The following is a 25,661-nucleotide window of genomic DNA, read 5'->3' on the forward strand; positions in this document are numbered from 1 at the left end:
CCACAAACAAACCCGCAGCCGCCGTCCGTCGGAACCACCCCTTCGGGATGGCGAACGGTCAGCCCTTCACCGCGCCTGTGAGCATTCCCTTCTTGAAATGCCGCTGGACGAAGGGAGACAGCACGGCGACCGGGAGCAGCGCCATCACCATGACCGCCATCTGGATGGCCAGCCCCGAGAGCTGCCCGGTCTTGATGGCCTGGCCGAGCCCCACCGGCGGCTCCTGTTTCTGCACCAGCTGGATCATGACGTTCTGCAACGGCATCATGTCCTGGTCGTTCAGATAGAGCGACGCGTTGAACCAGGCGCTCCAGTACCCGACGGCGTAGAACAGCGTGATCACCGCGAGGACCGCCCGGGACAGCGGCATGACGATCTGCCACAGGACCCGGAAGTCCCCGGCGCCGTCGATGCGCGCGGCGTCGATGAGTTCCTGCGAGATCCCCATGAAGAAGCTGCGCAGCACCAGGATGTTGAAGACGCTCAGCGCGCTCGGCAGGATCAGCGCGAGATAGCTGTCGGTCAGGCCGAGGGACTGCACCAGCAGGTAGGTGGGGATGAGGCCGGCGCTGAAGAACATGGTCGCCAGCATCGTCATCAGGATCCAGCGGTGGGCGAGGGATCCCCTGCGGGACAGGCCGTAGGCGCACAGGACGGACACCGCCATCGAGAACAGCGTGCCGAACAGGGTGACCAGGAGGCTGACGATCGTGGCGCGGGTGACCTGGCCGCCGCTCAGCAGTTCCCGGTAGGCGATGAAGGTGATGCCCTTGGGCACCATCACGAGACCGCCCGCCTCGTCGATGGTCTTGCGTGAGGAGAGGCTGGTGACGATCACGATCCACAGCGGGAAGACGACCGCGAGGCAGGCGATCGTCAGGGCGATGCCCTTGCCCGCGAGGCCGGCCTTCGAGGGTTCTTCCTCCCAGGCGGGGCGTTCGGGCGCCGCCCACCAGCGGGGCGCCTTCCGCTGGGGCGGCTCGGTGTCCTGGCGCTGCTCCCACATCACGGACGTCACTTCTCGTACACCCCCTGCTCGCCCATGAGGTGGGCGATCTTGTTCGCGGCGAGGACCAGACCGATGCTGACCACGCCCTTGATCAGGCCGGCGGCGGCCGCGTAGCCGAAGTCCTGGTTGCGTACGCCGTTCCACCACACGAAGGTGTCGAGGACCTCTCCCGCGCTGGTTCCGACGCCGTCGCGTTGCAGCAGGATCTGTTCGAAGCCGACGGTCAGGGCGTCGCCGACGCGCAGCACGAGCAGGAGGGCGATCACCGGACGCAGGGCGGGGAGCGTGACGTGCCACATGCGGCGCCAGCGTCCGGCGCCGTCCATCGCGGCGGCCTCGTAGTGGTCGGTCGGCACCGAGGCCAGCGCGGCGAGGAAGACGATGATCCCCCACCCGGCGTCCTTCCACACGCTCTGCGCGGTGATCAGGAAGGCGAAGGTGTCCGGGTTGGTCATGATGTCGAGGCCGTCGTAGCCGTTCTGCCGCAGCAGCTGGGAGAGCATCCCCGCGCCGCCGAACATCTGCTGGAAGACGGCGATGACCAGCACCCAGGAGAAGAAGTGCGGCAGGTAGAGAACCGCCTGCGCGACGGCCCGGACCCGGGGCCGGATCACGCTGTTGATGAGCAGCGCGAGCAGGACCGGGATCGGGAAGAACAGCACGAGCTGGACGAAGAACAGGACCAGCGTGTTCTGCACGGCGTTCCAGAAGGCCGAGTCCTCGAAGATCCGCTGGAAGTTCTCCAGGCCCACGAAGGGGCTGTGCAGGATGGAGACGATGCCGTTGTCGCTGATGTAGGGGTCGTAGTCCTGGAAGGCGACGACGTTGCCGAGGATCGGCAGGTAGTTGAAGACCAGGACCAGCAGGACGGCCGGGAGCGTCATGAGGATCAGGACCCGGTCGCGTCGGAACCTGAGTCTCAGGCTCAGCTTGCCCGAGCCTCGTTCCTCCCGGCCGGCGGTGGCGTCGTCGGACGCCACCGGGGTCTTCACGGGTGTGCTGGCCTCGGCACTGCTGCGAGGCACCGTGCTGTGGGACACGGCTGTTCTCCTTGCCTCAGAGCCTGGTCAGCTCGCCGCCGTGCCGTTCTCGTCGAGGAGCTTCTTGTACCAGTCGCGCAGCTTGTCGCCGCCCTTGCTCTTCCAGTCGGAGACGGCCTGCTGCATGTCGCTGACCTTCTTGTGCCCCCGGATGATGTCGTCCTCGAGCTGCTCGAAGTCGTTGGCGAGGTTGGTGTAGCGGGAGGGCTCGGTGATCTGCAGGCCCCAGAAGGACGACTTCTTGGTGAAGGCACCCATCCGCTGCTCCCACTCGACCATGGCCTTGGTGTAGTCCGGGAGGTCGGGGTGGGCGGTGGTCGCGGCGGGGCTCGCCACCATGACGAAGGCGTTGAGAACCTCGTTGTTGCCCTTGTCGTTCTTGACCGGGATGCCGTCCTTGATCGTGTAGTGGGTGCCCTCGACGCCGTAGTTGGTCATCATCCACTCCTTGGTGCCGTACGGCGCCGCGGTGACGTTGGCGACCGCCAGGACGTCGTGGATGACGGACTCGGAGGCCTTCTTGTTGACGAAGGCGAAGATGCCGGCCGGGTTCTGGGCGTACAGCGTCGGGTCACCGCCGTCGTGGTTCCAGATGTTCATGCCCCAGATCTTGAAGCCGGGGTTCTGGGTGGCCTGGGAGGCCTGCTGGCCGTACCAGTTGACGATGTTGTTGTTCCAGATCAGGAACTCGCCGGCGGCGAACTTGGGGGCGGGGTCGGTGGCCTGGCTCTTGCCCAGCTTGAAGTCGGGGTGGACGACTCCGGCGGCGAACAGCTTGCGCGTCCACTCGATGGCTTCCAGGTACTGCGGGGTCTCGATGCGGTTGATCAGCTTCCCGTCGACCAGGTTCCACCAGAGCGGCTTCTCCCCTCCCCCGAGCACGCCGAAGGTGTTCATCGCGGTCCACTTCATGTCACCGCAGGCCCACCGCTTGGCCCTGGCGTTGGTGATGTCCTTGCACAGGGCCATGAACTCGTCGGCGGACGTGGGGACTTCGTAGCCCTCCTTGTCGAAGACGTCCTGGCGGTAGAGGGGCACGATGGTCGGGACGGACGGGGCGGGCTGGGGCAGGCCCATCAGCTTCCCGCCGAAGATGGAGCGCTGCCAGGCGTCGCTGGGGATCGCCGCGAGGTTCGGGTACTCCTTGACCTTGTCGCCGGACAGGTACGGGCCCAGGTCGGCGAACTTGCCGATGATGGCGCTGGGTATCTTGCCCATCATGTTCCAGCTGGGGACCACGACCACGTCCGGGACGTCGCTGGAGGCGAGGACCGCGCCCAGCTTCTGGTCATAGGTGTTGCCGTCCTGGTTCCGCCACCGGACGTCGACGCCGATCAGGTCGTTCATCGACGTGTAGTAGGGGTTGTTCTGCTTCGGCGGCGAGCCCCAGAACGGCGACATGATGGTGACGTCGCCGCCCTTGCCGAGCTTCTTCGCCACCGAGGTCTTGAGGGTGTCCACGTCGAGCTTGGTGGTGAAGCCCATCGACGAACCGTTCTTGGACGGGATGTCCGGCTTCACCACGTTGCTGGCCACGTACGTCGGCAGGATCTTCCTGGCGTCCTTCCCCGAGGTCGTGCCGTCGCGCGACCCGCCGTCCGAACCGCCGCAGGCGGACAGCAGCGGCATCCCGCCCGCCACCGCGGCGGCGGCGACCGCCGTGGAGGCGAGGAAGCTTCTCCGGCTGGGCGCGGAGGACTCGGAGGCGGCGTTCGGCGTCATTGCGTCAACCCTTCATGGCGCACCAGGACACCCGGCGGTGGAGCCGTCGGCTGCGGTGTCTTGAGTGGAACTGGCTGAGCCGAAGCGGTTCTCTGATCCCCGGTGGGCTGCGCGCCGTCCGGCGGGCAGTCCTCGTGATCGACGTAGTCGAAGCGCTTCGATGTTGCTGCGAGATTAAGTGAACACCCAGGGGTGCACAAGAGTCGTCCCCAAGATTCCTGCCTGGCGTGGAGTAAACAACCGAGGTCTTACGTGACTTGAAATGTCGGCGGCAGTCCGGACTTGCCGCCCCGGGATGTCTTGACACCCACCCCCGTGCCGAATGAGCATCGAAGCGCTTCGAAAGCGCCCGCCGCTCCATCGCAAGGGGAACCCCACGTGACCGCACAAACGCCGCCTACGCCGCCTTTCCGCGATCCGGCCCTGCCGTTCGCGAAGCGCATCGACGACCTGCTGTCGCGGCTGACCCTCGACGAGAAGGTGAGCTTCCTGCACCAGTTCACCCCGGCCGTCGAGCGGCTCGGCATCGCCGCCTTCCGCACCGGCCAGGAGGCCCTGCACGGCGTGGCGTGGATGGGCCCGGCGACGGTGTTCCCGCAGGCCGTGGGCCTCGGCGCGACCTGGAACACCGATCTCGTACGACGGGTCGGCGAGGCCGTGGCCAAGGAGACCCGCGCGATGCGCGCCCGCGACGACCGGGTCGGCCTCAACGTCTGGGCGCCGACGGTGAACCTGCTCCGGCATCCGCTGTGGGGCCGTAACGAGGAGGGCTACTCGGAGGACCCGAAACTCACCTCCGCCATCGCCACCGCGTACACGCGTGGTCTGCGCGGCGACCATCCGACGTACTGGCTCACCGCGCCGGTGCTCAAGCACTGGCTCGCGCACAACAACGAGACGGACCGCGCCACCACGTCGAGTTCGGTTCGCCCGCGGGTCCTGCACGAGTACGACCTGCGGGCGTTCCGCGAGACGGTCGAGGCGGGCGCCACGGCCGGGGTGATGCCGGCGTACAACCTGGTCAACGGCCGCCCGAACCATGTCTCGCCCCATCTGCGCGAGCACCTGCGCACCTGGACCGACGAGGAGCTGCTGGTCTGCTCGGACGCGGGCGCGCCCACCAACCTGGTCGACTCGGAGCACTACTTCGACACCCACGAGGAGGCCACCGCGGCCGCGCTGCTGGCCGGGGTGGACAGCTTCACCGATCACGGCACGGACAGTTCGCAGATCGTCCGGCGGGTCCAAGGCGCTCTGGAGCAGGGCCTGTTGACCGAGTCCGACATCGACGCGGCGGTGCGCCGCCAGCTCTCCGTCCGCTTCAGGCTCGGCGAGTTCGACCCGCAGGACGACCCGTACGCGGACGTCCGCGACTTCGACACCCCCCAGCATCGCGCGCTCGCCCAGGAGGCCGCCGAGCAGGCGGTCGTGCTGCTGAAGAACGACGGCGTGCTGCCGCTGGCCCCGGGCACCCGGATCGCGGTGGTCGGTCTGCTCGCCGACGAGTGCAAGCTCGACTGGTACAGCGGCACCCTCATCCACCGCTCGACCCCGCTGGAGGGCCTGTACGAGCGGTTCGGCGCCGAGCGCGTCCAGTTCGCGGAGGGCGTGGACCGGGTCCTGCTGAAGACCTCCGCCGGTAGGTTTCTGCACGTGCCCGAGGCCGAGGGCGTCTCCGACGAGGTGCGCGGCGCTGAGGGCGCCCTGGACCCGGCGCTGCTCGCGGGCCGCACGGACCTGCCCGCGCTCACCACCGACGCGGCCGGCACCGAGCTCGCCCTCGTCGACTGGGGCGAGGGCGTGCTGACCCTGCGCGCACCCGACGGCCGCTACATCTCGGTCGCCGAGGACGGCCGGCTGCGCGCCTCCGCCGACCAGCCGGGAGGCTGGGTCGTCCAGGAGACGTTCCGGCTGGAACCACGTGAACCCCACGGGATGGGACACCTCCTCAGGCACCTCGGTACGGGTCGCCCTGTGTCGGTCGCCGCCGACGGAGCAAGGGTTGCCGACGAGAACCCGGAAACGTTCGAGGTCGTCGTCGTCGAAAGCGCCGAGGACGCGGTGACCCGGGTCGCGGCGGCGGCGGACGTGGTGGTGGTGGTCGCGGGCAACGACCCGCACATCAACGGCCGCGAGACCGAGGACCGCACGACCCTGCGGCTGCCCGCCCAGCAGGAGCGGCTGCTGCGCGCCGCCCGCGCGGCGAACCCGGACACCGTGCTCGCGCTGACCTCCGCCTACCCGTACGCGGTCGACACCGCGGCCCTGCCCGCCGTGCTGTGGACGGCGCACGGCGGCCAGGCGGCCGGCACCGCGCTGGCCCGGGTACTGGCCGGCGACGTCTCGCCCGCGGGCCGGCTCCCGCAGACCTGGTACGCCGACGACGCCGACCTGCCCGGTCTGCTCGACTACGACGTGATCGGCGCCCGCCAGACGTACCTCTACTTCGAGGGCACACCGCTGTTCCCGTTCGGCCACGGACTGTCGTACGCGTCCTTCGCGTACGGCGATCTGGCGGTGCGGGTCGCCGCCGACGCCCTGCATGTCTCCTTCACGGTCACCAACTCCGGTGAGGTGACGGCCGACGAGGTGGCCCAGCTCTACACCCGCGCCGTGGACGCGTCCGTCCCCCGCCCGCGCCGCGAGCTGGTGGCGCACCGCCGGGTGACGCTCGCACCCGGCGAGCGAACGGACCTCTCCTTCGAAGTCCCGCTGTCCGCGCTGGAGTTCTGGGACGTGGCACAGGGCCGCCCGCGGCTGGAGCCGGGGGACTACGAGCTCATGGCCGGCGCTTCCAGCGAGGACGTCCGACTGCGTACGACGGTGCGTCTCGACGGCGAGCCCGCCGCCCCGCGTGCCGTGCTCGAACGGGGCCTGGACGCGGCCGACTTCGACGAGCAGAGCGGCGTGGACATCGTGGACCGCTCGAAGGCCCGCGGCGACGCGGTGACGGCGGCGCCGGGCCGCACCGGTGAACTGGTCTACCGTTCCTGCGACTTCGGTGCCGGAGCGAGCGCGGTGACCGTGTCGGTGGCGGGCCAGGGCACGGTGGAGATCTCCCTCGACGGCGGCCCTTCGGGGGCCGTCCTCACGGCGGACGCGCCCGGGAGCGGACCCTACGACTACACCACCCTCGGCGCCGCGATGACCGCCGAGGGCGTGCGGGACGTCCACCTCAGACTGCGCGGCGCTCTGCGGCTCGCGCACGTCGGCTTCTCCGGTTGAGGGTCCGGAGGACGCCGGCACAGAGAAGGGGCCCGGCACCGGAAGGCATCGGTGCCGGGCCCCTTCGGGGATCTACCAGGAGATCCCGCTGCTCAGAGGGCGAGGCCCGTCAGCACCAGGACGCGCTCGTAGGTGTAGTCGTCCATCGCGAACTTCACGCCCTCGCGGCCCACTCCGGACTGCTTGGCGCCGCCGTACGGCATCTGGTCGGCGCGGTAGGACGGCACGTCGCCGATGACGACACCGCCGACCTCCAGCGCGCGGTGGGCGCGGAAGGCTGCCTGGAGGTCGTGGGTGAACACACCCGCCTGGAGGCCGTACTTGGAGTCGTTGACGGCGGCGAAGGCCTCCGCCTCCCCGTCCACCTTCCGCATCGTGAGGACGGGCCCGAAGACCTCCTCGCAGGAGATGGTCGTGTCGGCCGGTACGTCGGTCAGGACGGTCGGCGCGTACGAGGCGCCGTCCCGCTCGCCGCCGGTCAGGAGCCGGGCCCCGGCCTCGACGGCCTCCCGCACCCACGCCTCGACCCGCTTCGCCGCGTCCTCGCTGACCAGCGGCCCGACGTCGGTCTTGTCGTCGCTCGGGTCACCGGTGACCTGGGCCTCGACGGCGGCGACGACCCGCGGCAGGAGACGGTCGTACACGGCGGCGTCCGCGATCACCCGCTGCACGGAGATGCAGGACTGGCCGCCCTGGTAGTTGGAGAAGGTGGCGATACGGGTGGCGGCCCAGTCGAGGTCGGCGTCGGAGGCGTAGTCGCCGAGGACGACGGCGGCCCCGTTGCCGCCGAGTTCCAGGGTGCAGTGCTTGCGGGGCACCGAGTCCATGATCGCGTAGCCGACCTTCTCGGAGCCGGTGAAGGAGATCACGGGGAGCCGCTCGTCCTGGACGAGGTCCTGCATCCGGTCGTTCGGGACGGGCAGGACGCTCCAGGAGCCGGCCGGGAGGTCGGTCTCGGCCAGCAGCTCGCCGATGACCAGACCGGAGAGCGGGGTGGCGGGCGCCGGCTTCAGGATGATCGGCGCGCCGGCCGCGATCGCCGGGGCGATCTTGTGGGCGCACAGGTTGAGCGGGAAGTTGAAGGGCGCGATGCCGAGCACGACACCCTTCGGGAAGCGGCGGGTGAGGGCGAGGCGCCCTTGGCCGCCGGCGTCGGTGTCCAGCCGCTGGGCCTCGCCGCCGTTGAAGCGCCGGGCCTCCTCGGCCGCGAACCGGAAGACGGAGACGGCCCGTCCGACCTCGCCGCGCGCCCACTTGACCGGCTTGCCGTTCTCGGCGGAGATCAGCCCGGCGATCTCCTCGGTGCGCTCGACGAGGCGCCTGCTGACGTGGTCGAGGGCGGCGGCGCGTACGTGGGCCGGGGTGGCGGCGAAGTCCTCGCGGACGGCGTACGCGGCGGCCACGGCCTCTTCGATCTGGGCGTCGGTCGGCAGGGCGACCTCGCCGACGAGACGGCCGTCCCAGGGGGAGGTGACGGCGAAGGTGTCCTCGCCGGTGGTCTGACGGCCGGCGAGCCAGAAGGCGTGGGTGGCCACCACAGTGTCGTTGGGCATGTGCGAGTCCCGGCCCTTCCGCGTTGGGGGTGGGTGGTGCGTGGGTTCCACGGTAGGACGGGGGCGGGCGGACGGTGGTTGGCCGGGGTGGAGTGACAGGGTCCGACAGTGCGCCAGATTGGCAGGGTGGGGTCTTCACACTCCGGCCTTCGCCGCCTCACACTCCGGCCTCCCGCCGCCACTTCACACTCCGGCTTCCCGCCGCCCCGTCGCCCTCCGGCTTCCCGCCGCCCCGTCGCCCTCCGGCCTCCCGCCGCCTCCTACTCCGACGACGTCGCCTTCAGTGCCAGCCACAGCTCCATCCGCACGTCCGGGTCGTCCAGCGACCGCCCCAGGATCTCCTCCACCCGCCGCATCCGGTACCGCAAGGTGTGCCGGTGGACCTTCAGGTCCGCGGCCGCCGCGTCCCACTGGCCGTGCCGCGACAGCCACGCCCGCAGGGAGGCCACCAGGTCCCCCCGGCCCCGGGCGTCATGGTCGTGCAGGGCCCGCAGCAAGCCGTCCGCGAAGGCCCGCACCGCGTCGTCCGCGAGCAACGGCACCACCGACCCCGCCGCCATCTGCTCGTGCTCGACACACACCCAGCCCCGCCGCCGGGCCACCGACAACGCCTGCTCGGCCTGCTTGTACGCGGCGGCGGCCGCGATCGGCCCGGCCGGCGCCGACATCCCCACGACCAGCTCGTCCTCGTACCCGACGGTCCCCGCTCCGGATCCGGAACCGGGTCCCGCGTCGGCCGTCTGCTCCGCCGCCGCGTCGCTCCCCTCCCGCGCGGCCTCCAGCGCGGTCGCGTACTCCGCGCACGCGGCCACCGCCGCGCCCCGGTCCGCGGCCAGCGCCACCAGCCGCTTCCCCTCGCCGTCCCCCTGGGGCACGACCAGCACCGTCTCCCCGGACCGCGCGGCCGCCGACTCCAGGACCTCGGTGAGCGAGCCCAGCGGATCGCCCTGGGCGTCGGCGGCGGCCAGCGTCGCCGCGGTCGACTTGGTGAGCGGCACGCGCGCGTGGCTGTCGGCCTGCACCCGCGCGGCCGACGCGGCGGAGGCCGACTCGGCGACGATCATCCGGAACGGTGCGTCGAGCAACTCCCCGTACAGGTCCCCGGCGACCGCCCGCGCGTGGTCGGGCTCACCGGCGAGCAGCATGCGCAGCACCGCCGCCCCGACCCGCTGCTCGGCCGCGTGCAAGGACCGTGAGCGTTCCGTGGTGAGCGTCAGCAGGGCGATGGCCGAGTGCAGGGCGTACCGCTCGGCCGTACCGAGCGCGGCGGCGGTGCCCACGGCCAGCGCGGCCCGCGGCCGACGGCCGGTGCCCAGCGAGTGCAGTTCGATCCGGTCCTCGTGCTGGGGGCCGCCCACCACCGACGAGGCGGGCGCGGGCCGCTCCCGCAGCCGCTCGACGTCCGCGGTCAGCTTGGCGGCGCGACGGCCCGCCCACTCCGGCGCGGTGGCGACGACGGCGCCCGAGGCGTCGTAGAGCGCCGCCCATCCGTCCACCTGGGAGGCGAGCGCGGCGAGCAGTCCCTCCGGGCCGTCGGTGAGGGTCTGCCGGGTCAGCTCGCGCTGTGCGGCGAAGCCCGCGGTCACCGCCCGGTACTGGTCGGCCGCGATCGCCGCCGAGACGGCCTTGCTGATGGCGAGGAACGGGGTGCGCCGCGGCACTTCCAGCAGCGGCAGCCCCTCCTGCTCGGCGGCCTCGACCAGTGCCTTGGGAATGTCCTCGTAGTTGACCCCGACCGCGAACCCGAGTCCGGCGACGCCCGCCCCGACCAGCCGCCGCACATAACTCCGCATGGTCTCGGGGTCCTCGGCGTCCAGCTTCAGCGCGGTGATCAGCAGCAGTTCCCCGCCCTCCATGTAGGGCACGGGGTCGGCGAGTTCGCTGGGGTGTGCCCAGCGGACCGGGACGTCCAGGCGATCGCCGCCCGCGCGCACGGTGAGCTTGAGCGCGGAGTGATGGACGAGCGAGGCGAGCGTCGGGGGCATGAGGCCTTCAGGTATGTGTGACCGTTGTGATCTTTATGATCTTTTGGCCGCCATGTATGAACGACCTATGGTGATTCTGCCTCACTGTACGGTCGGTGCGTCACCTCAGCCCCGCAGATCGACCAGCAGCGGCGGCGCGTGCTCCCCCTTCACGTTCGTCAGCGACAGCACCGCGTGCCCCGGCGGGACCCCGTGCGCCAGTTCGGACGCGGACCACCGCTCCCGCTCGACCTGCCGCACGGTCACGGCCCGCGCGGTCGGCGCCTTGCCGGTGATCACCCGTCGGACCATGTGGAGCGCCTTGCCGGCCGGGGTCTCGGCGATGATCTGCCGGTCCGTGACGTCGGTGGCGTCGATCCACTCCTTGCCCCACACCTCGGCGAAGTCCTGCCCGTCCCACGGGGTGAGCCCGGACAGCGCCATCCGGCAGCCGGTGGCCCCGAGCAGCGGCCCGCGCAGCGGCCTCGGCACGTCGTCCAGGGTGCGCAGGGTCAGCACGACCCCGGCGTTGCCCGACCGCAGCCGCTGGATGCCCCGCACCGCCTCGGGTGTCACCACGCCGGTCGCGTCGTCGAGCACCAGGCAGGCGAACAGGGACCGGTCCTCCCGTACCGCGACGCTCGCCGTGAACTGTGCCAGGACCAGCCGCGCCAGCATCTTCGAGGCGTCGGCGTGCCCACGCTGGGGCAGGTCGACGCGCACCCGCACCGGGTGGTCCACCGCCTTCAGCGAGAAGGGCCGGGACTGTCCTGAGGTGTCGAAGAACCCGGCGAAGGCCGGCCGGTCGAGCAGCGCGACCCGGTCGGCGAGGATCCCGCCGACGTCCCCCGGGTGGTTCATCTGCCGCTCCCGCGCGTCCAGTTCACGCAGCAGTGACTCCTGCCCGGCGTCCTGGAGCCCCTGGCGCAGCGCGGCCAGGGGCGCCGCGGCGCCGTCGAGGAGCTGCCGCAGCTCCGGTACGGACGGGAAGCGTCCGTGGACCGCCCGGAACGGTCCGAGGAGCTGGGCCAGGACGGTGGTGGACCGGCGGGTGTCCCCGCCCTGGTGGGGTTCGGCGAGGTCGCCGACGAGCGCCTCGGCGAGCACGGCCGCGGCCTCGTCCGGGTCGCTGGTCCCGCCGTACAGGTCGAGGTCGTAGACGGAGTCCGGGTTCCCGATCTGGACGACGACGTCGTAGGAGTCGGCCGGGCCGAGCCCCGCGCCCGCGGCGCCGACCACGACGACGGCCGCCCGGCCGGCGAGCGCGTGCAGGCACAGGGACTCGGTGAGCGGACGCACGACGGTCCCGGTCTTGCCGGAGCCGGCCGGTCCGACGGCGAGCAGCGAGGTGCCGAGCAGGTCGGGCCCCAGGCCGAGGCCGGTGCCGCGGTAGGCGTACGGGTTGCGGGCGTCGTCGGCCGTGGTGCCCAGGCGTACCTGGCCGGTGACCAGGTCGTGGCGGGCCAGCCGGGTCGGCAGGTCGCGTTCGCCGGAGGGGTGCGGGCAGGCGCGGGCCCCCTCCTGGAGGACGGCGCCGGTGAAGGTGGCGAGGCTGTGCCGGCCGCTGCGTACGCCCTGCCAGGCGCGGGTGATCCGGGCGTGGTCGACATCCCGCATCAGCCCGGCGCGGGCCTCGGCGGCGAGCCGTTCGGCGGCGTCCGCGGCGCCGGCGGCCCGCAGCTGGGGCCACTCGGCGGGGTCCTGCTCGGGGGTGGGGACGCGTTCGGTCGTCGGGACGGCCGGGCTCCAGGCGGGCGGGCCGAAGCGGCGCCAGATCTCGCCCCAGCGGCCGAGACGGCCGACCACGAGCATGATCGTGAGGGCGATCAGGACGTAGTAGCCGTACCAGAGGATCGCGTTGCCGACCCGGTCGTCACTGTGCCGCCAGGAGTCCGGGGTGAACAGTTCCAGGGGCACCACCCACCAGCCGCCGAGGTAGCCGTTCCACAGCAGGGACCAGACCAGCCAGCCCACCAGGAACGCGATCAACGCGCCGCTGAGCAGCTGCCGCGTCGGGATCTGCTCGGGTTCCTCCTCGGGGCGGGGCCGGTGCCCGAACCGCCACATGCCCGGCGCCGCCTCCGGGCGGGGTGTCCGCAGCCAGGTGAGGAAGGCCGACCCGTCCGGCATCGGCGGCACGCCCGGTCCCGCGGGAGGCCGCGGGGGCATCGCGGGCACCTCCGGTGGCCCCGCGGGACGTGGCACCGGGTTCGCATGCGTACCCCGCGCGTCGTGCGTCCCGTCGCTGTCCATCGCCCTCGCCCCTTGACCAGCCGTTCCGTCCACCATCAGCGAGTCAATCTAACGCCCCTGGAAGGGGAGTTCACGGTTACCCGGCCGGGTGACCGATGCTCGGCGGTTCTGCCGCCGGATCCACCACCTCGTCCACCGCCCGTCCAGCGCCGTGTCCAGCACGATGTCCCTCGCGATGTCCCTCGCTATGTCCACGGCGGACAATGGGCATCGTCGAAACCGCCCACATGGAGCATGCCCGACGCTCACCCCCCGTCCTAGCCTGCGAGAAAAGACCTCGAGAACAGACCTCAAGCGTCCGAAAGACGCCCATCCGGAATCTCCGGCCAGCAAGATCTTCAGGGAGCTCTCATGACCGCACTTCCGCAGGAGCGCCGCGTCGTCACCGCCATCCCCGGCCCGAAGTCGCAGGAGTTGCAGGCCCGCCGTATTGCCACGGTCGCGGCCGGTGTGGGCTCCGTGCTGCCCGTGTTCACCGCCCGCGCGGGCGGCGGGATCATCGAGGACGTGGACGGCAACCGCCTGATCGACTTCGGCTCCGGCATCGCGGTCACGTCCGTCGGCGCCTCCGCCGAAGCCGTCGTACGCCGGGCCTCCGCCCAGCTCGCCGACTTCACCCACACCTGTTTCATGGTCACCCCGTACGAGGGCTACGTGGAGGTCGCCGAGGCCCTCGCCGAGCTCACGCCGGGTGACCACGCCAAGAAGAGCGCCCTGTTCAACAGTGGCGCCGAGGCCGTCGAGAACGCCGTCAAGATCGCCCGCGCGTACACCAAGCGCCAGGCGGTCGTCGTCTTCGACCACGGCTATCACGGCCGCACCAACCTCACCATGGCGCTGACCGCGAAGAACATGCCGTACAAGCACGGCTTCGGCCCGTTCGCGCCCGAGGTCTACCGGATGCCGATGGCCTACGGCTACCGCTGGCCGACCGGTCCGGAGAACGCGGGTCCGGAGGCCGCCGCGCAGGCCATCGACCAGATCACCAAGCAGGTCGGCCCGGACAACGTGGCCGCGATCATCATCGAGCCGGTGCTCGGCGAGGGCGGCTTCATCGAGCCGGCGACCGGCTTCCTGCCCGCCCTCAGGCAGTTCGCCGCCGACAACGGCATCGTCTTCGTCGCCGACGAGATCCAGTCCGGGTTCTGCCGCACCGGCCAGTGGTTCGCCTGCGAGGACGAGGGGATCGTCCCGGACCTGATCACCACGGCGAAGGGCATCGCCGGCGGCCTGCCGCTGGCCGCGGTGACCGGCCGCGCCGAGATCATGGACGCCGCACACGCGGGCGGCCTGGGCGGCACCTACGGCGGCAACCCGGTCGCCTGCGCGGGCGCGCTGGGCTCGATCGAGACGATGAAGGAGCTCGACCTCAACGCCCGGGCGAAGGCGATCGAGGCGACGATGAAGGCCCGTCTGGGTGCCATGGCCGAGAAGTTCGACATCATCGGCGACATCCGCGGCCGCGGCGCGATGATCGCCATCGAGCTGGTCGAGGACCGTACGACGAAGGAGCCGAACCCGTCGGCGACGGCCGCGCTGGCCAAGGCCTGCCACCAGGAGGGCCTGCTGGTCCTGACCTGTGGCACCTACGGCAACGTGTTGCGCTTCCTGCCGCCGCTGGTCATCGGCGAGGATCTGCTGAACGAGGGCCTGGACATCATCGAGCAGGCTTTCGCGCGCATCTGACGGTCGCCTCGCACACCTGATCGCACCAACGGCAGACGGTGTGAAGAGAGTGTGCGAGGTAGATGACAGGGCTCGATTCGGCCTGTCCTCCGCCCACCCCCTGCCGTAGGTTCTACCCAGATGAGAGATACACCCCGTCCGCAGGGAACTGCGGGCGAGTTCAGGTTGAGGCCTCCCCAGCTTCGACCTGGTCGTGCCCTCGCGCACACAAACGGGGCCTCTGGCTCCGGATCTCCTCACCGATCGGACAGTCGCTCGCCCCAAACCCCCCGGGGCGCGCGACCATCCGATCCGATCGGCCGCCCCGGAACCACCCCCCCTGTTCCGGGGCGGCCGGCCTCCTTCCTCCTTCTCGGGATTCTCGGCCTTCCGGCCCTCCTCTTCGCGTTGATCACCTGGCAGGTCGTCGTCGACGGCCCCCTGGTGCGGGTGGACGAGCGCGTCAGCCGTGCCCTGGTCCACCCGGACCGCTTCTCCCAGTTCCTCTCCGACCTGGGCAATGTCCAGGTGGCGGTCCCGGTCCTGGTCGTCGTCCTGGTCCAGATCGCCTGGCGCTCCCGCCGAGCTGGTACAGACCGCTGGTGGGTGCCGGCCACCGCCGCCGCCCTCCTGATGGCCCTGGCCCCGGCCCTGATCGTCCCGCTGAAGGAACTCGTCGCCCGTCCGGGCACCCCGGCCGTACCCCCCGCCACCGGCTACTTCCCCTCCGGTCACACCGCCACGGCCGCCCTCGCCTACGGCTCCGCGACCCTGCTCCTGCTGCCCCGGCTGCGCGCCCCCGCCCGTCGTGTCCTCCTCGCCACCTGCGCGCTGCTCGTCCTGGGCGTCTCCTTCGGCCTGGTCCGCCACGGCTACCACTGGCCACTGGACGTCGTGGCCAGCTGGTGCCTGTGCACGGTGCTGCTCTCGTCGCTGTGGCTGTTCCTCGGGCGGAGAACGCCCGCAGGCCGACGCACGGACCGCCGCGTCCCGGACACCCCCTAGTCACCACTCCCCACCCTCGCCAGGCCCGCCGCCGCCTCGTGCATGGCCAGTTCGAGGAGAGCCGGGTCGGTGAGGGTGCCGGAGCCGTCGGGGGTGATCAGCCAGCGGACCCTGCCGGTCGAGCGCCCCGGGTACGGCACGACGATCCAGGTCCCGGCGCCCGCCGTACGGATGCCCGTGCCGAGCCAGTGGTCCGCGGTGCCCGGCGGGACCAGGAAGCCCGTCCGGGCGTCGCCGGAGTCGACGAGCACCGGGCCCGGCCGGCCGAGGACGCGGGTGACGACGTCGAGGGTGGGACAGCCGAGTTCGCCCGGCAGGATCAGCACGTCCCAGGCCCGGCCGGCGGGCAGGAGGGCGACCCCGAGAGGGCTGCGCTCCCACTCCCAGCGGCACACCTCGGGGTCGGGCGCGGCGGATGCGAGCCAGTCCACCGCCGTCTTCGCCGCAGTCATGAGGGACCTCCCTGTTCTCCGTGGACGCGGTTCGCGTCACGAGAGAGAGGGCGGCCCCCGGCATGCATTACGCCGGTTCCGGCGCCACCTTGGAGTGAACCGGATCGCCGATCGCCCACCCCGTCCTTCGGCTCAGCTGTCGAAGCCCAGGCCCAGGCGGTCCATCGTCCGCAGCCACAGATTGCGCCGGCCGCCGTGCGCGTCCGCCCGGGCCAGCGACCACTTGGTGAGGGCGATGCCCGTCCAGGCGAAGGGCTCGGGCGGGAACGGCAGCGGTTTCTTGCGGACCATTTCGAGCGAGGTGCGCTCCGTGGACTCCCCCGCCAGCAGGTCCAGCATCACCTGGGCGCCGAACCGGGTGGCCCCGACCCCGAGGCCGGTGTAGCCCGCCGCGTACGCCACCTTTCCGTGGTGGGCCGTGCCGTAGAACGCCGAGAAGCGCGAGCAGGTGTCGATCGCGCCGCCCCACGCGTGGGTGAAGCGGACGTCCTCCAGTTGCGGGAAGCAGGTGAAGAAGTGCCCGGCGAGCTTGGCGTAGGTCTGCGGGCGGTCGTCGAACTCGGCGCGCACCCGGCCGCCGTACGGGTAGATCGCGTCGTAGCCGCCCCACAGGACGCGGTTGTCCGCCGAAAGCCTGAAGTAGTGGAACTGGTTGGCGCTGTCCCCCAGCCCCTGCCTGTTCTTCCAGCCGATCGAGGCGAGCTGGCCGGCGGTCAGCGGCTCGGTCATCAGCGCGTAGTCGTAGACCGGGACCGTGTACGCCCGCACCCGCCTGACCAGGCTGGGGAAGATGTTCGTGCCGAGCGCGACCTCGCGGGCACGGACCTCGCCGTACGGAGTCTGTACGGCCATCCCGGCGCCGTACGGCTTCAGGGTGAGGGCGGGGGTGTGCTCGTGGACGCGGACGCCGAGCCGGACACACGCCCGCTTCAGGTTCCAGGCGAGTTTCGCCGGGTGGAGCATGGCCACGCCCCGGCGGTCGTGGAGGCCCGCCTGGAAGGTCGGGGAGGCCACCTGGTCCCGTACCGCCTCGGCGTCCAGGAACTCCACGCCCTCGGCGAGGCCCTCGCGCCGCATCCGCTGGTACCAGTCGCGCAGTTCGCACGCCTGGTACGTCTCGGTCGCCACGTCGATCTCGCCGGTGCGCTCGAAGTCGCAGTCCAGGTCGTGCCGGGCGACCGACTCCTCGATCTCGTCGAGGTTGCGGGCGCCCAGCTCCTGGAGTTTGTGGATCTCGCCCGGCCAGCGGGCCAGACCGTTGGGCAGGCCGTGGGTGAGGGAGGCGGCGCAGAAGCCTCCGTTGCGGCCGGAGGCGGCCCAGCCCACCTCACGGCCCTCCAGGAGGACCACGTTCCTCCCGGGGTCGCGTTCCTTGGCGAGGAGCGCGGTCCACAGTCCGCTGTAGCCGCCGCCGACGACCAGCAGGTCGCAGGTCTCGACGCCGGTGAGCGCGGGCTCGGGGCGCGGTTTGCCGGGGTCGTCCAGCCAGTACGGGACGGGCTGGGCATCGGAAAGTGACGTGGTCCAACGGCTCATGGCTCCTGCGGCCATGATTCCAACTCCCTACGGGGTCTCAGGGGGCCCTATGCCTTCTGCCTGTTGCGGCGATTGCCGACGACCATCGAGGCCAGGACGAGCAGCACGGCGACGAGGAACATGGCCGTACCGATGACATTGATCTGGACGGGCGTGCCGCGCTGTGCCGAGCCCCAGACGAACATGGGGAAGGTGACGGTCGAGCCCGCGTTGAAGTTCGTGATGATGAAATCGTCGAAGGAGAGCGCGAAGGACAGCAGCGCGCCCGCCGCGATTCCGGGCGCCGCGATGGGCAGGGTGACCCGCAGGAAGGTCTGGGCGGGACCGGCGTACAGGTCCCGGGCGGCTTCCTCCAGGCGCGGGTCCATCGACATCACGCGCGCCTTCACGGCGACGACGACGAAGCTGAGGCAGAACATGATGTGCGCGATCAGGATCGTCCAGAAGCCCAGTTGCGCGCCCAGGTTGAGGAACAGGGTCAGCAGCGAGGCCGCCATGACGACCTCGGGCATGGCCATGGGCAGGAAGATCAGCGAGTTGACGGTGCCCCGGGCACGGAACCGGTAGCGGACCAGCGCGAAGGCGATCATGGTGCCGAGGACGGTGGCGCCGATGGTCGCCCAGAAGGCGATCTGCAGACTGATCGACAGCGAACCGCACATGCCGGCGACCCCGCAGGGGTCCTTCCACGCGTCCGTGGAGAACTGCTGCCACGCGTAGTTGAAGCGCCCCTTCGGTTTGTTGAAGGAGAACACCGTGACGACGACGTTGGGCAGCAGGAGATATCCGAGTGTGACCAGTCCGGCGATGACGACCAGATGGCGCTTGAGCCAGTTGACGAAGGGCATTTAGACCAGATCCTCCGTCCCGGACCTGCGGATGTAGAACGTGACCATGAGAAGGATTCCGGCCATGAGGATGAACGAGAGGGCCGCGGCCGTCGGATAGTCCAGGATCCGCAGGAACTGCGTCTGGATGACGTTTCCGATCATGCGGGTGTCGGTCGAGCCCAGCAGTTCGGCGTTGACGTAGTCACCGGCCGCCGGGATGAAGGTCAGCAGCGTGCCGGAGACGACCCCCGGCATCGACAGCGGGAAGGTCACCTTGCGGAAGGTGGTCCACGGCTTGGCGTACAGGTCGCCCGCCGCCTCGTGCAGGCGCCCGTCGATGCGCTCCAGCGAGCTGTACAGCGGCAGGATCATGAACGGCAGGAAGTTGTACGTCAGACCGCAGACGACGGCAAGTGGCGTGGCCAGCACGCGGTCGCCGGAGGTCCAGCCGAGCCAGTTGGTGACGTCCAGGACGTGCAGCGTGTTGAGCGCCCCGACGACCGGGCCGCCGTCCGCGAGGATCGTCTTCCAGGCGAGCGTGCGGATCAGGAAGCTGGTGAAGAACGGCGCGATCACCAGGATCATGATCAGGTTCCGCCAGCGGCCCGCGCGGAAGGCGATCAGATAGGCCAGCGGGTAGCCGAGGGCCAGGCACAGGATCGTGGCGGCTCCGGCGTACAGGACCGAGCGCAGGAACTGCGGCCAGTACTCGCTCAGCGCGTCCCAGTAGGTCGCGAGGTGCCAGGTGACCTTGTAGCCCTCCTCCAGGGAGCCCGTCTGCACGGACGTGGAGGCCTGGTAGATCATCGGCAGCGCGAAGAAGACCAGCAGCCACAGGATGCCGGGCAGCAGGAGCCAGTACGGCACGAGGCGCCCGCGTTTACGCGGGGGCTTGTGCTGCGGGGCGGGCGCCAGGGGAGGCGTCTCGGTGAGCGTCGCCATCAGGCCGCCTCTTCCGCCGTGTCGATGCCGGCGTCGATGCCGGCGTCGATGTCCTGGGCCGCGTCGAGCCCGAAGGTGTGCGCGGGGTTCCAGTGCAGGACGACCTCGGCGCCGGGCACCAGCCGGGCGTCGCGGTCGATGTTCTGCGCGTACACCTCGAACTCGGGGCAGACGGGCGAGTCGATGACGTACTGCGTGGACACGCCGATGAAGCTGGAGTCGGCGATCCTGCCGGTGATCCGGTTGCGGCCCTCGGGGATCTCGCCCGCCTGGTCGGCGTGGGTGAGGGAGATCTTCTCCGGGCGGATCCCGACCAGCACCCTGCCGCCGGTCGTCGTCGGTGCGCCGCAACGCGCCTGAGGCAGGACCAGCTTGCCGCCGCCCGCCTTGAGGACGATGTCGTCGCCGCTGCTGGAGTCGACCTCGGCCTCGATCAGGTTGGAGGTGCCGAGGAAGTTGGCGACGAACGTGGTGTTCGGGTTCTCGTAGAGGTCGGTGGGCGAGCCGAGCTGTTCGACGCGGCCCGCGTTCATCACGGCGACCGTGTCGGCCATGGTCATGGCCTCCTCCTGGTCGTGGGTGACGTGGATGAAGGTGATGCCGACCTCGGTCTGGATGCGCTTGAGCTCCAGCTGCATCTGGCGGCGCAGCTTGAGGTCCAGGGCGCCGAGGGGCTCGTCGAGGAGCAGCACCTTGGGGGTGTTGATCAGTGCGCGGGCCACCGCGACGCGCTGCTGCTGGCCGCCGGAGAGCTGGTGCGGCTTCTTGCGTGCCTGCTCGCCGAGCTGGACCAGGTCGAGCATCTCCTCGACCTGCTTCTTCACCGACCTGATGCCGCGCCGGCGCAGGCCGAAGGCGACGTTCTCGAAGATGTCGAGGTGCGGGAAGAGGGCGTAGGACTGGAAGACGGTGTTCACCGGCCGCTTGTACGGCGGCAGGTCGGTGACTTCCTGGTCGCCGAGGAAGACCGTGCCGGAGGAAGGTTCCTCCAGGCCCGCGATCATGCGCAGGGTGGTGGTCTTGCCGCAGCCGGAGGCGCCGAGCAGGGCGAAGAAGGAGCCGTGCGGGACGGTCAGGTCGAGTGGGTGTACGGCGGTGAAGGAGCCGTAGGTCTTGCTGATGCCCGAGAGGCGGACGTCGCCGCCGTGGTCGGTCTTGTCGGTGCTCTTCACGGTGATCACGCCCCAGTCAGCTTCGCGAACTTCTCTTCGAACTCGGTGTCTTCCTTCGAGCTCAGTGAGCGGAAGGCGTGGGACTTCGCGGCCATGGCCTTGTCCGGGATGATCAGCGGGTTGTTCGCCGCGTCCTTGTCGAGTTTCGCCAGCTCGGGCTTCACTCCGTCGACGGGACACACGTAGTTGATGTACGCGGCGAGCTCGGCGGCCGGTTTCGGCTCGTAGTAGTAGTCGATGAGCCGTTCGGCGTTCGTCTTGTGCCGGGCCTTGTTGGGGATCAGCAGGTTGTCGGTCGACGTCATGTAGCCGCTGTCCGGGATCAGGAAGTCGATGTCCGGGCTGTCCGCCTTGAGCTGGACCACGTCACCGGCCCAGGCGACACAGGCCGCGAAGTCGCCGCTGGTCAGGTCGGAGGTGTAGTCGTTGCCGGTGAAGCGGCGGATCTGGCCCTTGTCGACGGCCTTCTGGAGGCGGGCGATCACCGCGTCGTAGTCGTCGGCCGTGAAGGTCGCCGGGTCCTTGCCCATGTCGAGCAGGGTCATCCCGACGCTGTCGCGCATCTCCGACAGGAAGCCGACCCGGCCCTTGAGCTTCGGGTTGTCGAGCAGATCGGAGAGGGACTTCACCTCCACGCCGTCGAGTGCCTTCTTGTTGTAGGCGATGACCGTCGAGATGCCCTGCCACACGTACGAGTAGGCGCGGCCGGGGTCCCAGTCGGGGCTGCGGAACTGGGCCGACAGGTTGGCGTAGGCGTGCGGGAGGTTGGACGCGTCGAGTTTCTGGACCCAGCCCAGGCGGATGAGTCGGCCGGCCAGCCAGTCGGTGAGGACGATGAGGTCACGGCCGGTGTCCTGACCGGCGGCGAGCTGCGGCTTGATCTTGCCGAAGAACTCGTTGTTGTCGTTGATGTCCTCGGTGTACGTGACCTTGATGCCGGTCCGAGCGGTGAACTGGTCGAGCGTGGGGTGGTGCTTCTCGCTCTTGTCCACGTCCATGTACTCGGTCCAGTTGGAGAAGTTGACGGTCTTCTCCTTCGCCGAGTGGTCGTCCGCGGAGACGCCGCCCTCGGTGGTCCCGGCGGCGGGGATGCCGCAGGCGCTCAGCGCCCCGAGACCGCCGATCGCGAACGCGCCGCCCGCGGAGGCGCGCAGCACGGACCGCCGGGTCATGGCGGCCCTGCCGTTCCTGAGACTGCGCCGCATGGCGGCCACCTGGGCCGGGGACAGGCGGTCGGGCTCGTACTGCTCCATGCGCGTGATGCCCTTTCGGGAGATGCCCTGGTGACAAGAATCCTTGTGTGCGGCAGCGCGGCCGGGGGTCAGGCGGCCCGCTGTCGCTATCGGCCCCCGAAGACCGTCCGGTGCCAGTCCTTGCGGGGCACCGCCGTGTTGTCGAACATGACGTGCTTGATCTGCGTGTACTCCTCGAACGAGTACGCGGACATGTCCTTGCCGAAGCCGGACGCCCGGTACCCGCCGTGGGGCATCTCGCTGATGATCGGGATGTGGTCGTTGATCCATACGCAGCCCGCCCTGAGCTCCCGGGTGGCGCGGTTCGCCCGGTAGACGTCCCGGCTCCAGGCGGAGGCGGCGAGTCCGTACGGCGTGTCGTTGGCCAGCCGAAGGCCCTCGTCGTCGGTGTCGAAGGGCAGCACGACCAGGACCGGCCCGAAGATCTCGGACTGGACGATCTCGCTGTCCTGGGCCGCGTCGGCGACCAGGGTGGGCCGGTAGTACGCACCGCTCTTGAGGTCCGCCTGCGGCGCCTCACCGCCGGTCACCACGCGTGCGTAACCGCGCGCCCGGTCGACGAACCCGGCGACCCGGTCGCGGTGCACGTGCGAGATCAGCGGGCCGAGGTCGGTGCCGGGGGCGAACGGGTCGCCGAGGCGGACGGTCTCCATGAGGGCGGCCGTCCGCTCGACGAAGGCCTCGTAGAGGGGACGCTGTACGTACGCGCGGGTGGCCGCCGTGCAGTCCTGCCCGGTGTTGATGAGCGCGCCCGCGACCGCGCCGTTGACGGCCGCCTCCAGGTCGGCGTCGTCGAAGACGACGAAGGGGGCCTTGCCGCCCAGTTCCAGGTGGAGGCGTTTGACGGTGGCGGTGGCGATCTCGGCGACGCGCTTGCCGACGGTGGTGGAGCCGGTGAACGACGTCATCGCCACGTCCGGGTGGCCGACGAGGTGCTCACCGGCCTCCCGGCCGGCGCCGTTGACGATGTTGATCACACCGTCGGGAATCTGGGCGTGGGTGGCGGCCTGCGCGAACAGCAGCGAGGTGAGCGGGGTGAGCTCGGCGGGCTTCAGCACGATCGTGTTGCCCGCGGCGATCGCCGGGAGGATCTTCCAGGCGGCCATCTGGAGGGGGTAGTTCCAGGGCGCGATGGAGCCGACGACGCCGATCGGCTCGCGGCGGACGTAGGAGGTGTGGTCGCCGGAGTACTCGCCCGCGGACTGGCCCTGGAGGTGCCGGGCGGCGCCCGCGAAGAAGGCGGTGTTGTCGATCGTGCCCGGCACGTCGAACTCACGGGTCAGCTTGAGCGGCTTGCCGCACTGGAGGGACTCGGCACGGGCGAAGTCCTCGGCACGGTCGGCGAGCACGGCGGCGAAGCGGTGCAGGGCGTCGGAGCGCCCGCCCGGGGTGAGCGACGACCAGCCGGGGAAGGCGGCGCGGGCGGCGGCCACGGCCGCGTCCACGTCGGCGGCGCCCGCCAGCTCGTACGTGTACACCTCCTCGCCGGTCGACGGGTCGACGACCGTGTGCGTACGGCCGGAGGTTCCCGTGGTCAGCCGGCCCCCGATGAACTGGGCGCCCTCGGCGAAGCGCTCCCGGGCCGCGAACCGGTCCGGGGTGACAGTGCCCGGATTGTGCATGTCGCTCTCCTCCGCCGTCGCCCCGCGTTCAAGGAGGCGGGTGGCGTAGCTCCAGCTCGATTTGAGTGCCGATCCTGACAGAGGTGAGGGCGTCCAACAAGTGATTCCGTTGTTGCCTTTTGGTTACGCGACGAAATCTGTCGACCAGGTGTCGAGCCAGTCACGGAAAGGCAGGGCGGGATGTCAGTGGTGCCTGCCAGACTTTCGTGCATGAAAGGGATCACGGGGAGGATCGATTCGCGGGACGCGCTGGTCAGGGAGGTGGAGGCCGGCTCCAGGATCAAGTACCTGTACTTCTGGGGACACCGGCCACCCAGCGGCGGCGGTGTGGGGCCGAGCTGTCTGAGCCAGTGGTGGCCCTCGCCGTTCACGGTGGCGGGCGTGTCCTACGCGACTGCCGAGCACTGGATGATGGCGCGCAAAGCACGGCTCTTCGACGACGCGGAGGCCGAGGAGCGGGCGGTGGCGGCGGGGCATCCGGCCGAGGCCAAGAAGGCGGGGCGGCTGGTGCGCGGCTTCGACGAGGCGGTGTGGGAGCGCGAGCGGTTCCGGATCGTGGTCGAGGGCAGCGTGCACAAGTTCGCCGCGCATCCGGAGTTGCGGGACTTCCTGCTGGCCACGGGCAGCGAGAGGGTGCTGGTGGAGGCGAGCCCGGTGGACCGGGTGTGGGGCATCGGCCTCGCCGCCGACGACGAGGCGGCCGCGGATCCGCGGCGGTGGCGCGGGCCGAACCTGCTCGGGTTCGCGCTGATGGAGGCGCGGGAGCGGCTGCGGACCGGCCTGGCCGGCGAGACGGGCTGAGGCGAGGCCGGACGGGTCTCGCGGACGGGGGCGGGCCCGGCCGTCGGGCCGGCCCCGCCCCCGTCACGGCTCAGAAGGCGCTCATGAAACTCGCGAAGAGCAGGAGCCCCAGCAGCGGCAGGATCACCGTGGCCACGATGCCGCAGACGAGTCCCGCGGTCGCCGCGCCCTTGTTGGTCGCCTCACCGCGGCCCGCCTTGCCGCGGCCGATCGCGCCGAAGATGATCCCGAGAATCCCGAGGATGACCCCGAAGAACCACAGGAAGAACGTCAGGCTGCACACGACGCCGATGATGCCCAGCACCAGACCGGTCGTGCCCATGCCGTTGCTCGGCTGCGGTGTCATGCCGTAGCCGGGCATCTGCGGGTAGGCACCCACCGGAGCGGCGGCCGGGTAGGACGGGGCCGGGCTCGCGTAGGACTGCCCCTGGGCCGGGTAGCCGTACCCCGGAGCGGACCCGGACTGCGGATAGGCGTACCCCCCGGCCGGCGGCTGTGACGGCTGCGGCGGTTGCGACGGCGGTGGCCCGAACCCACCGGGTCCGGGATTGGCGTCGGACATGAACTGCTCTCCCCTCGTTGACTGCCAGGGCATCGTAATGGCCCTGCTCACCTCGGGGCGCGCCCTTTCGTCCGGTGAATTCGGCAGGTGGGCCCGGCAGTTGCTCCGGTCGCTGCCTCGGTGGCTGAATCGGCGCTGATCCGGCCGGTGCCTCAGTCGTTCGCGAGCACGGACACCGGCCCGGCCCGCAAGGCGCCGTAGGAGTCGCCGTACTCGTCGTCCATGTTGATCGCGGCTGTGATCCCTATGGCGATCAGGACGATGACCGCGACGCCGAGGATGATGCCGATGACGCCCGTGATCAGGCCGGCCTGCGCCTGGCCGTGGTTGTCGGCCTCGCCGCGCTCGGCCCGCTTCTTCCCCTTGATGCCGAAGACCACCGCGAGGATGCCGAGCACGATCGAGACGACGCCGTAGAGGCAGAACAGACAGCAGGACAGGATGCCCAGGACCATCGCGGCGACGCCCATGCCGTTCTGCGGGGGCGCCTGCATACCGGGCCAGCCGTAGCCGGCGGGGTAGGACGGGTATCCGTAACCGCCGGGAGCCGCGGGGCCGTTGGGTGCGACGGGCGGGGGCGGCAGCGCGGCGCCGGGAGCGCCGGCGCCCTGGGCGGCGGTGCCGGGCGGCGGGTAGCCGGGCTGGGTGTGATCGGGCTGGGTGTAGCCGGGTGCGGCGTACCCGTCGGCGGGCATCGAGGTGACCGTGGCCTGGTCGTGAACGGACGGGGGCGGCGACCCGGGCGGCTGGGCGGCGCCCGGGGCCTGACCGGAGCCGGGTGCCTGGTTCTTGTCCAGGGACGGCCTGCTCTCCGGCGGCGCCCAGGGGTCGCGGCCGCCTCCGGCCTCCCCGCTCGGCTGCGTTGCGTCCGTCACGTCATGTCCCCCTAAGTCGATCGTGCGGCCATGCTACGGCCTCGCCCACCACGCCTCACGGCCGGTTCAGCCCCAGCCCGCCCCCGGGTTCACCGCCGCCCACGGCCTACGATGTGACGGCATTCGATCAGCCGATCACCCGCGCCGCACCGCGACCGGTGCCCGGCGCCCTGCCCCGGG

Annotated in this window: 19 protein-coding genes; 4 read left to right on the top strand and 15 right to left on the bottom strand. The window is 70.7% G+C overall.

All coding sequences use genetic code 11. The features are described from left to right. Nucleotides 1-58: 58 nt before the first annotated feature. Genes ACFYRY_RS18910 through ACFYRY_RS18920 form a run of 3 tightly spaced genes read right to left on the bottom strand, consistent with a single transcriptional unit; the run spans nucleotide 59 to nucleotide 3,771 of the window. Complete coding sequence (locus tag ACFYRY_RS18910; RefSeq protein WP_389148327.1) at nucleotides 59-1,006, bottom strand: carbohydrate ABC transporter permease; 948 nt, start codon at nucleotides 1,004-1,006, stop codon at nucleotides 59-61. 8 nt (nucleotides 1,007-1,014) lie between these two features. Next, complete coding sequence (locus ACFYRY_RS18915; RefSeq protein ID WP_389146492.1) at nucleotides 1,015-2,049, bottom strand: ABC transporter permease; 1,035 nt, start codon at nucleotides 2,047-2,049, stop codon at nucleotides 1,015-1,017. A gap of 27 nt (nucleotides 2,050-2,076) precedes the next feature. Next, a complete protein-coding gene (locus tag ACFYRY_RS18920) occupies nucleotides 2,077-3,771 on the bottom strand; it encodes an extracellular solute-binding protein (RefSeq protein WP_389146494.1) in 1,695 nt (564 codons plus the stop codon). Between the two features lie 378 nt (nucleotides 3,772-4,149). Here ACFYRY_RS18920 and ACFYRY_RS18925 point away from each other — a divergent pair, with 378 nt between their 5' ends. After that, nucleotides 4,150-6,996 (top strand): glycoside hydrolase family 3 C-terminal domain-containing protein, encoded by a 2,847-nt coding sequence (locus ACFYRY_RS18925; protein WP_389146497.1) that lies wholly within the window; start codon nucleotides 4,150-4,152, stop codon nucleotides 6,994-6,996. A 92-nt stretch (nucleotides 6,997-7,088) separates the two neighbouring features. On the opposite strand, the gene ACFYRY_RS18930 is transcribed toward ACFYRY_RS18925, so the two are convergent. The 3 genes from ACFYRY_RS18930 to ACFYRY_RS18940 all read right to left on the bottom strand — a co-directional run bounded on the left by ACFYRY_RS18930 (nucleotide 7,089) and on the right by ACFYRY_RS18940 (nucleotide 12,766). Further along, nucleotides 7,089-8,534 carry an aldehyde dehydrogenase family protein gene (locus ACFYRY_RS18930; protein ID WP_389148330.1) on the bottom strand — a complete coding sequence of 482 codons (1,446 nt, stop codon included), beginning with the start codon at nucleotides 8,532-8,534 and terminating at the stop codon, nucleotides 7,089-7,091. Between the two features lie 275 nt (nucleotides 8,535-8,809). Further along, nucleotides 8,810-10,534, bottom strand: coding sequence for a PucR family transcriptional regulator (locus ACFYRY_RS18935; protein WP_389146500.1), 1,725 nt, complete (start codon nucleotides 10,532-10,534; stop codon nucleotides 8,810-8,812). Nucleotides 10,535-10,639: 105 nt separating this feature from the next. Next, a complete protein-coding gene (locus tag ACFYRY_RS18940; protein WP_389146503.1) occupies nucleotides 10,640-12,766 on the bottom strand; it encodes an ATP-binding protein in 2,127 nt (708 codons plus the stop codon). A 351-nt stretch (nucleotides 12,767-13,117) separates the two neighbouring features. Between ACFYRY_RS18940 and gabT the strand changes: the two genes are divergently transcribed. Further along, nucleotides 13,118-14,452, top strand: a complete 1,335-nt coding sequence (gene gabT / locus ACFYRY_RS18945; RefSeq protein WP_389146506.1) for a 4-aminobutyrate--2-oxoglutarate transaminase — start codon at nucleotides 13,118-13,120, stop codon at nucleotides 14,450-14,452. Between the two features lie 387 nt (nucleotides 14,453-14,839). Continuing rightward, nucleotides 14,840-15,436: a phosphatase PAP2 family protein gene (locus ACFYRY_RS18950; protein WP_389146509.1), complete on the top strand. Its 597-nt coding sequence runs from the start codon at nucleotides 14,840-14,842 to the stop codon at nucleotides 15,434-15,436. On the opposite strand, the gene ACFYRY_RS18955 is transcribed toward ACFYRY_RS18950, so the two are convergent. From ACFYRY_RS18955 to ACFYRY_RS18985, 7 genes are all read right to left on the bottom strand, one after another. Further along, nucleotides 15,433-15,888, bottom strand: coding sequence for a hypothetical protein (locus ACFYRY_RS18955; protein WP_389146512.1), 456 nt, complete (start codon nucleotides 15,886-15,888; stop codon nucleotides 15,433-15,435). The two genes, ACFYRY_RS18950 and ACFYRY_RS18955, sit on opposite strands and share 4 nt — an antisense overlap. Nucleotides 15,889-16,020: 132 nt before the next feature. Then, nucleotides 16,021-17,439: an NAD(P)/FAD-dependent oxidoreductase gene (locus ACFYRY_RS18960; RefSeq protein ID WP_389146514.1), complete on the bottom strand. Its 1,419-nt coding sequence runs from the start codon at nucleotides 17,437-17,439 to the stop codon at nucleotides 16,021-16,023. A 32-nt stretch (nucleotides 17,440-17,471) separates the two neighbouring features. Then, a complete protein-coding gene (locus tag ACFYRY_RS18965; protein WP_389146517.1) occupies nucleotides 17,472-18,272 on the bottom strand; it encodes an ABC transporter permease in 801 nt (266 codons plus the stop codon). Next, on the bottom strand, nucleotides 18,273-19,196 hold the full coding sequence (locus tag ACFYRY_RS18970; protein WP_389146519.1) for an ABC transporter permease: 924 nt from the start codon (nucleotides 19,194-19,196) through the stop codon (nucleotides 18,273-18,275). Next, nucleotides 19,196-20,368, bottom strand: coding sequence for an ABC transporter ATP-binding protein (locus tag ACFYRY_RS18975; RefSeq protein ID WP_389148333.1), 1,173 nt, complete (start codon nucleotides 20,366-20,368; stop codon nucleotides 19,196-19,198). Before ACFYRY_RS18975 ends, ACFYRY_RS18970 begins: the two co-directional genes overlap by 1 nt. 5 nt (nucleotides 20,369-20,373) lie before the next feature. Next, nucleotides 20,374-21,621 carry a PotD/PotF family extracellular solute-binding protein gene (locus ACFYRY_RS18980; RefSeq protein ID WP_389146522.1) on the bottom strand — a complete coding sequence of 416 codons (1,248 nt, stop codon included), beginning with the start codon at nucleotides 21,619-21,621 and terminating at the stop codon, nucleotides 20,374-20,376. Between the two features lie 86 nt (nucleotides 21,622-21,707). After that, on the bottom strand, nucleotides 21,708-23,243 hold the full coding sequence (locus tag ACFYRY_RS18985; RefSeq protein ID WP_389146524.1) for a gamma-aminobutyraldehyde dehydrogenase: 1,536 nt from the start codon (nucleotides 23,241-23,243) through the stop codon (nucleotides 21,708-21,710). A gap of 180 nt (nucleotides 23,244-23,423) precedes the next feature. On the opposite strand from ACFYRY_RS18985, the gene ACFYRY_RS18990 reads away from it, so the two are divergent. Next, on the top strand, nucleotides 23,424-24,044 hold the full coding sequence (locus tag ACFYRY_RS18990) for an NADAR family protein (RefSeq protein ID WP_389146527.1): 621 nt from the start codon (nucleotides 23,424-23,426) through the stop codon (nucleotides 24,042-24,044). Between the two features lie 70 nt (nucleotides 24,045-24,114). On the opposite strand, the gene ACFYRY_RS18995 is transcribed toward ACFYRY_RS18990, so the two are convergent. Next, nucleotides 24,115-24,606, bottom strand: coding sequence for a DUF4190 domain-containing protein (locus ACFYRY_RS18995; protein WP_389146530.1), 492 nt, complete (start codon nucleotides 24,604-24,606; stop codon nucleotides 24,115-24,117). Nucleotides 24,607-24,758: 152 nt separating this feature from the next. Continuing rightward, nucleotides 24,759-25,481 (bottom strand): DUF4190 domain-containing protein, encoded by a 723-nt coding sequence (locus ACFYRY_RS19000; protein WP_389146533.1) that lies wholly within the window; start codon nucleotides 25,479-25,481, stop codon nucleotides 24,759-24,761. Nucleotides 25,482-25,661 lie beyond the last annotated feature (180 nt).

Origin of the sequence: Streptomyces sp. NPDC005263, assembly GCF_042872365.1 — a bacterium.
In the GTDB taxonomy this organism is placed as follows: domain Bacteria; phylum Actinomycetota; class Actinomycetes; order Streptomycetales; family Streptomycetaceae; genus Streptomyces.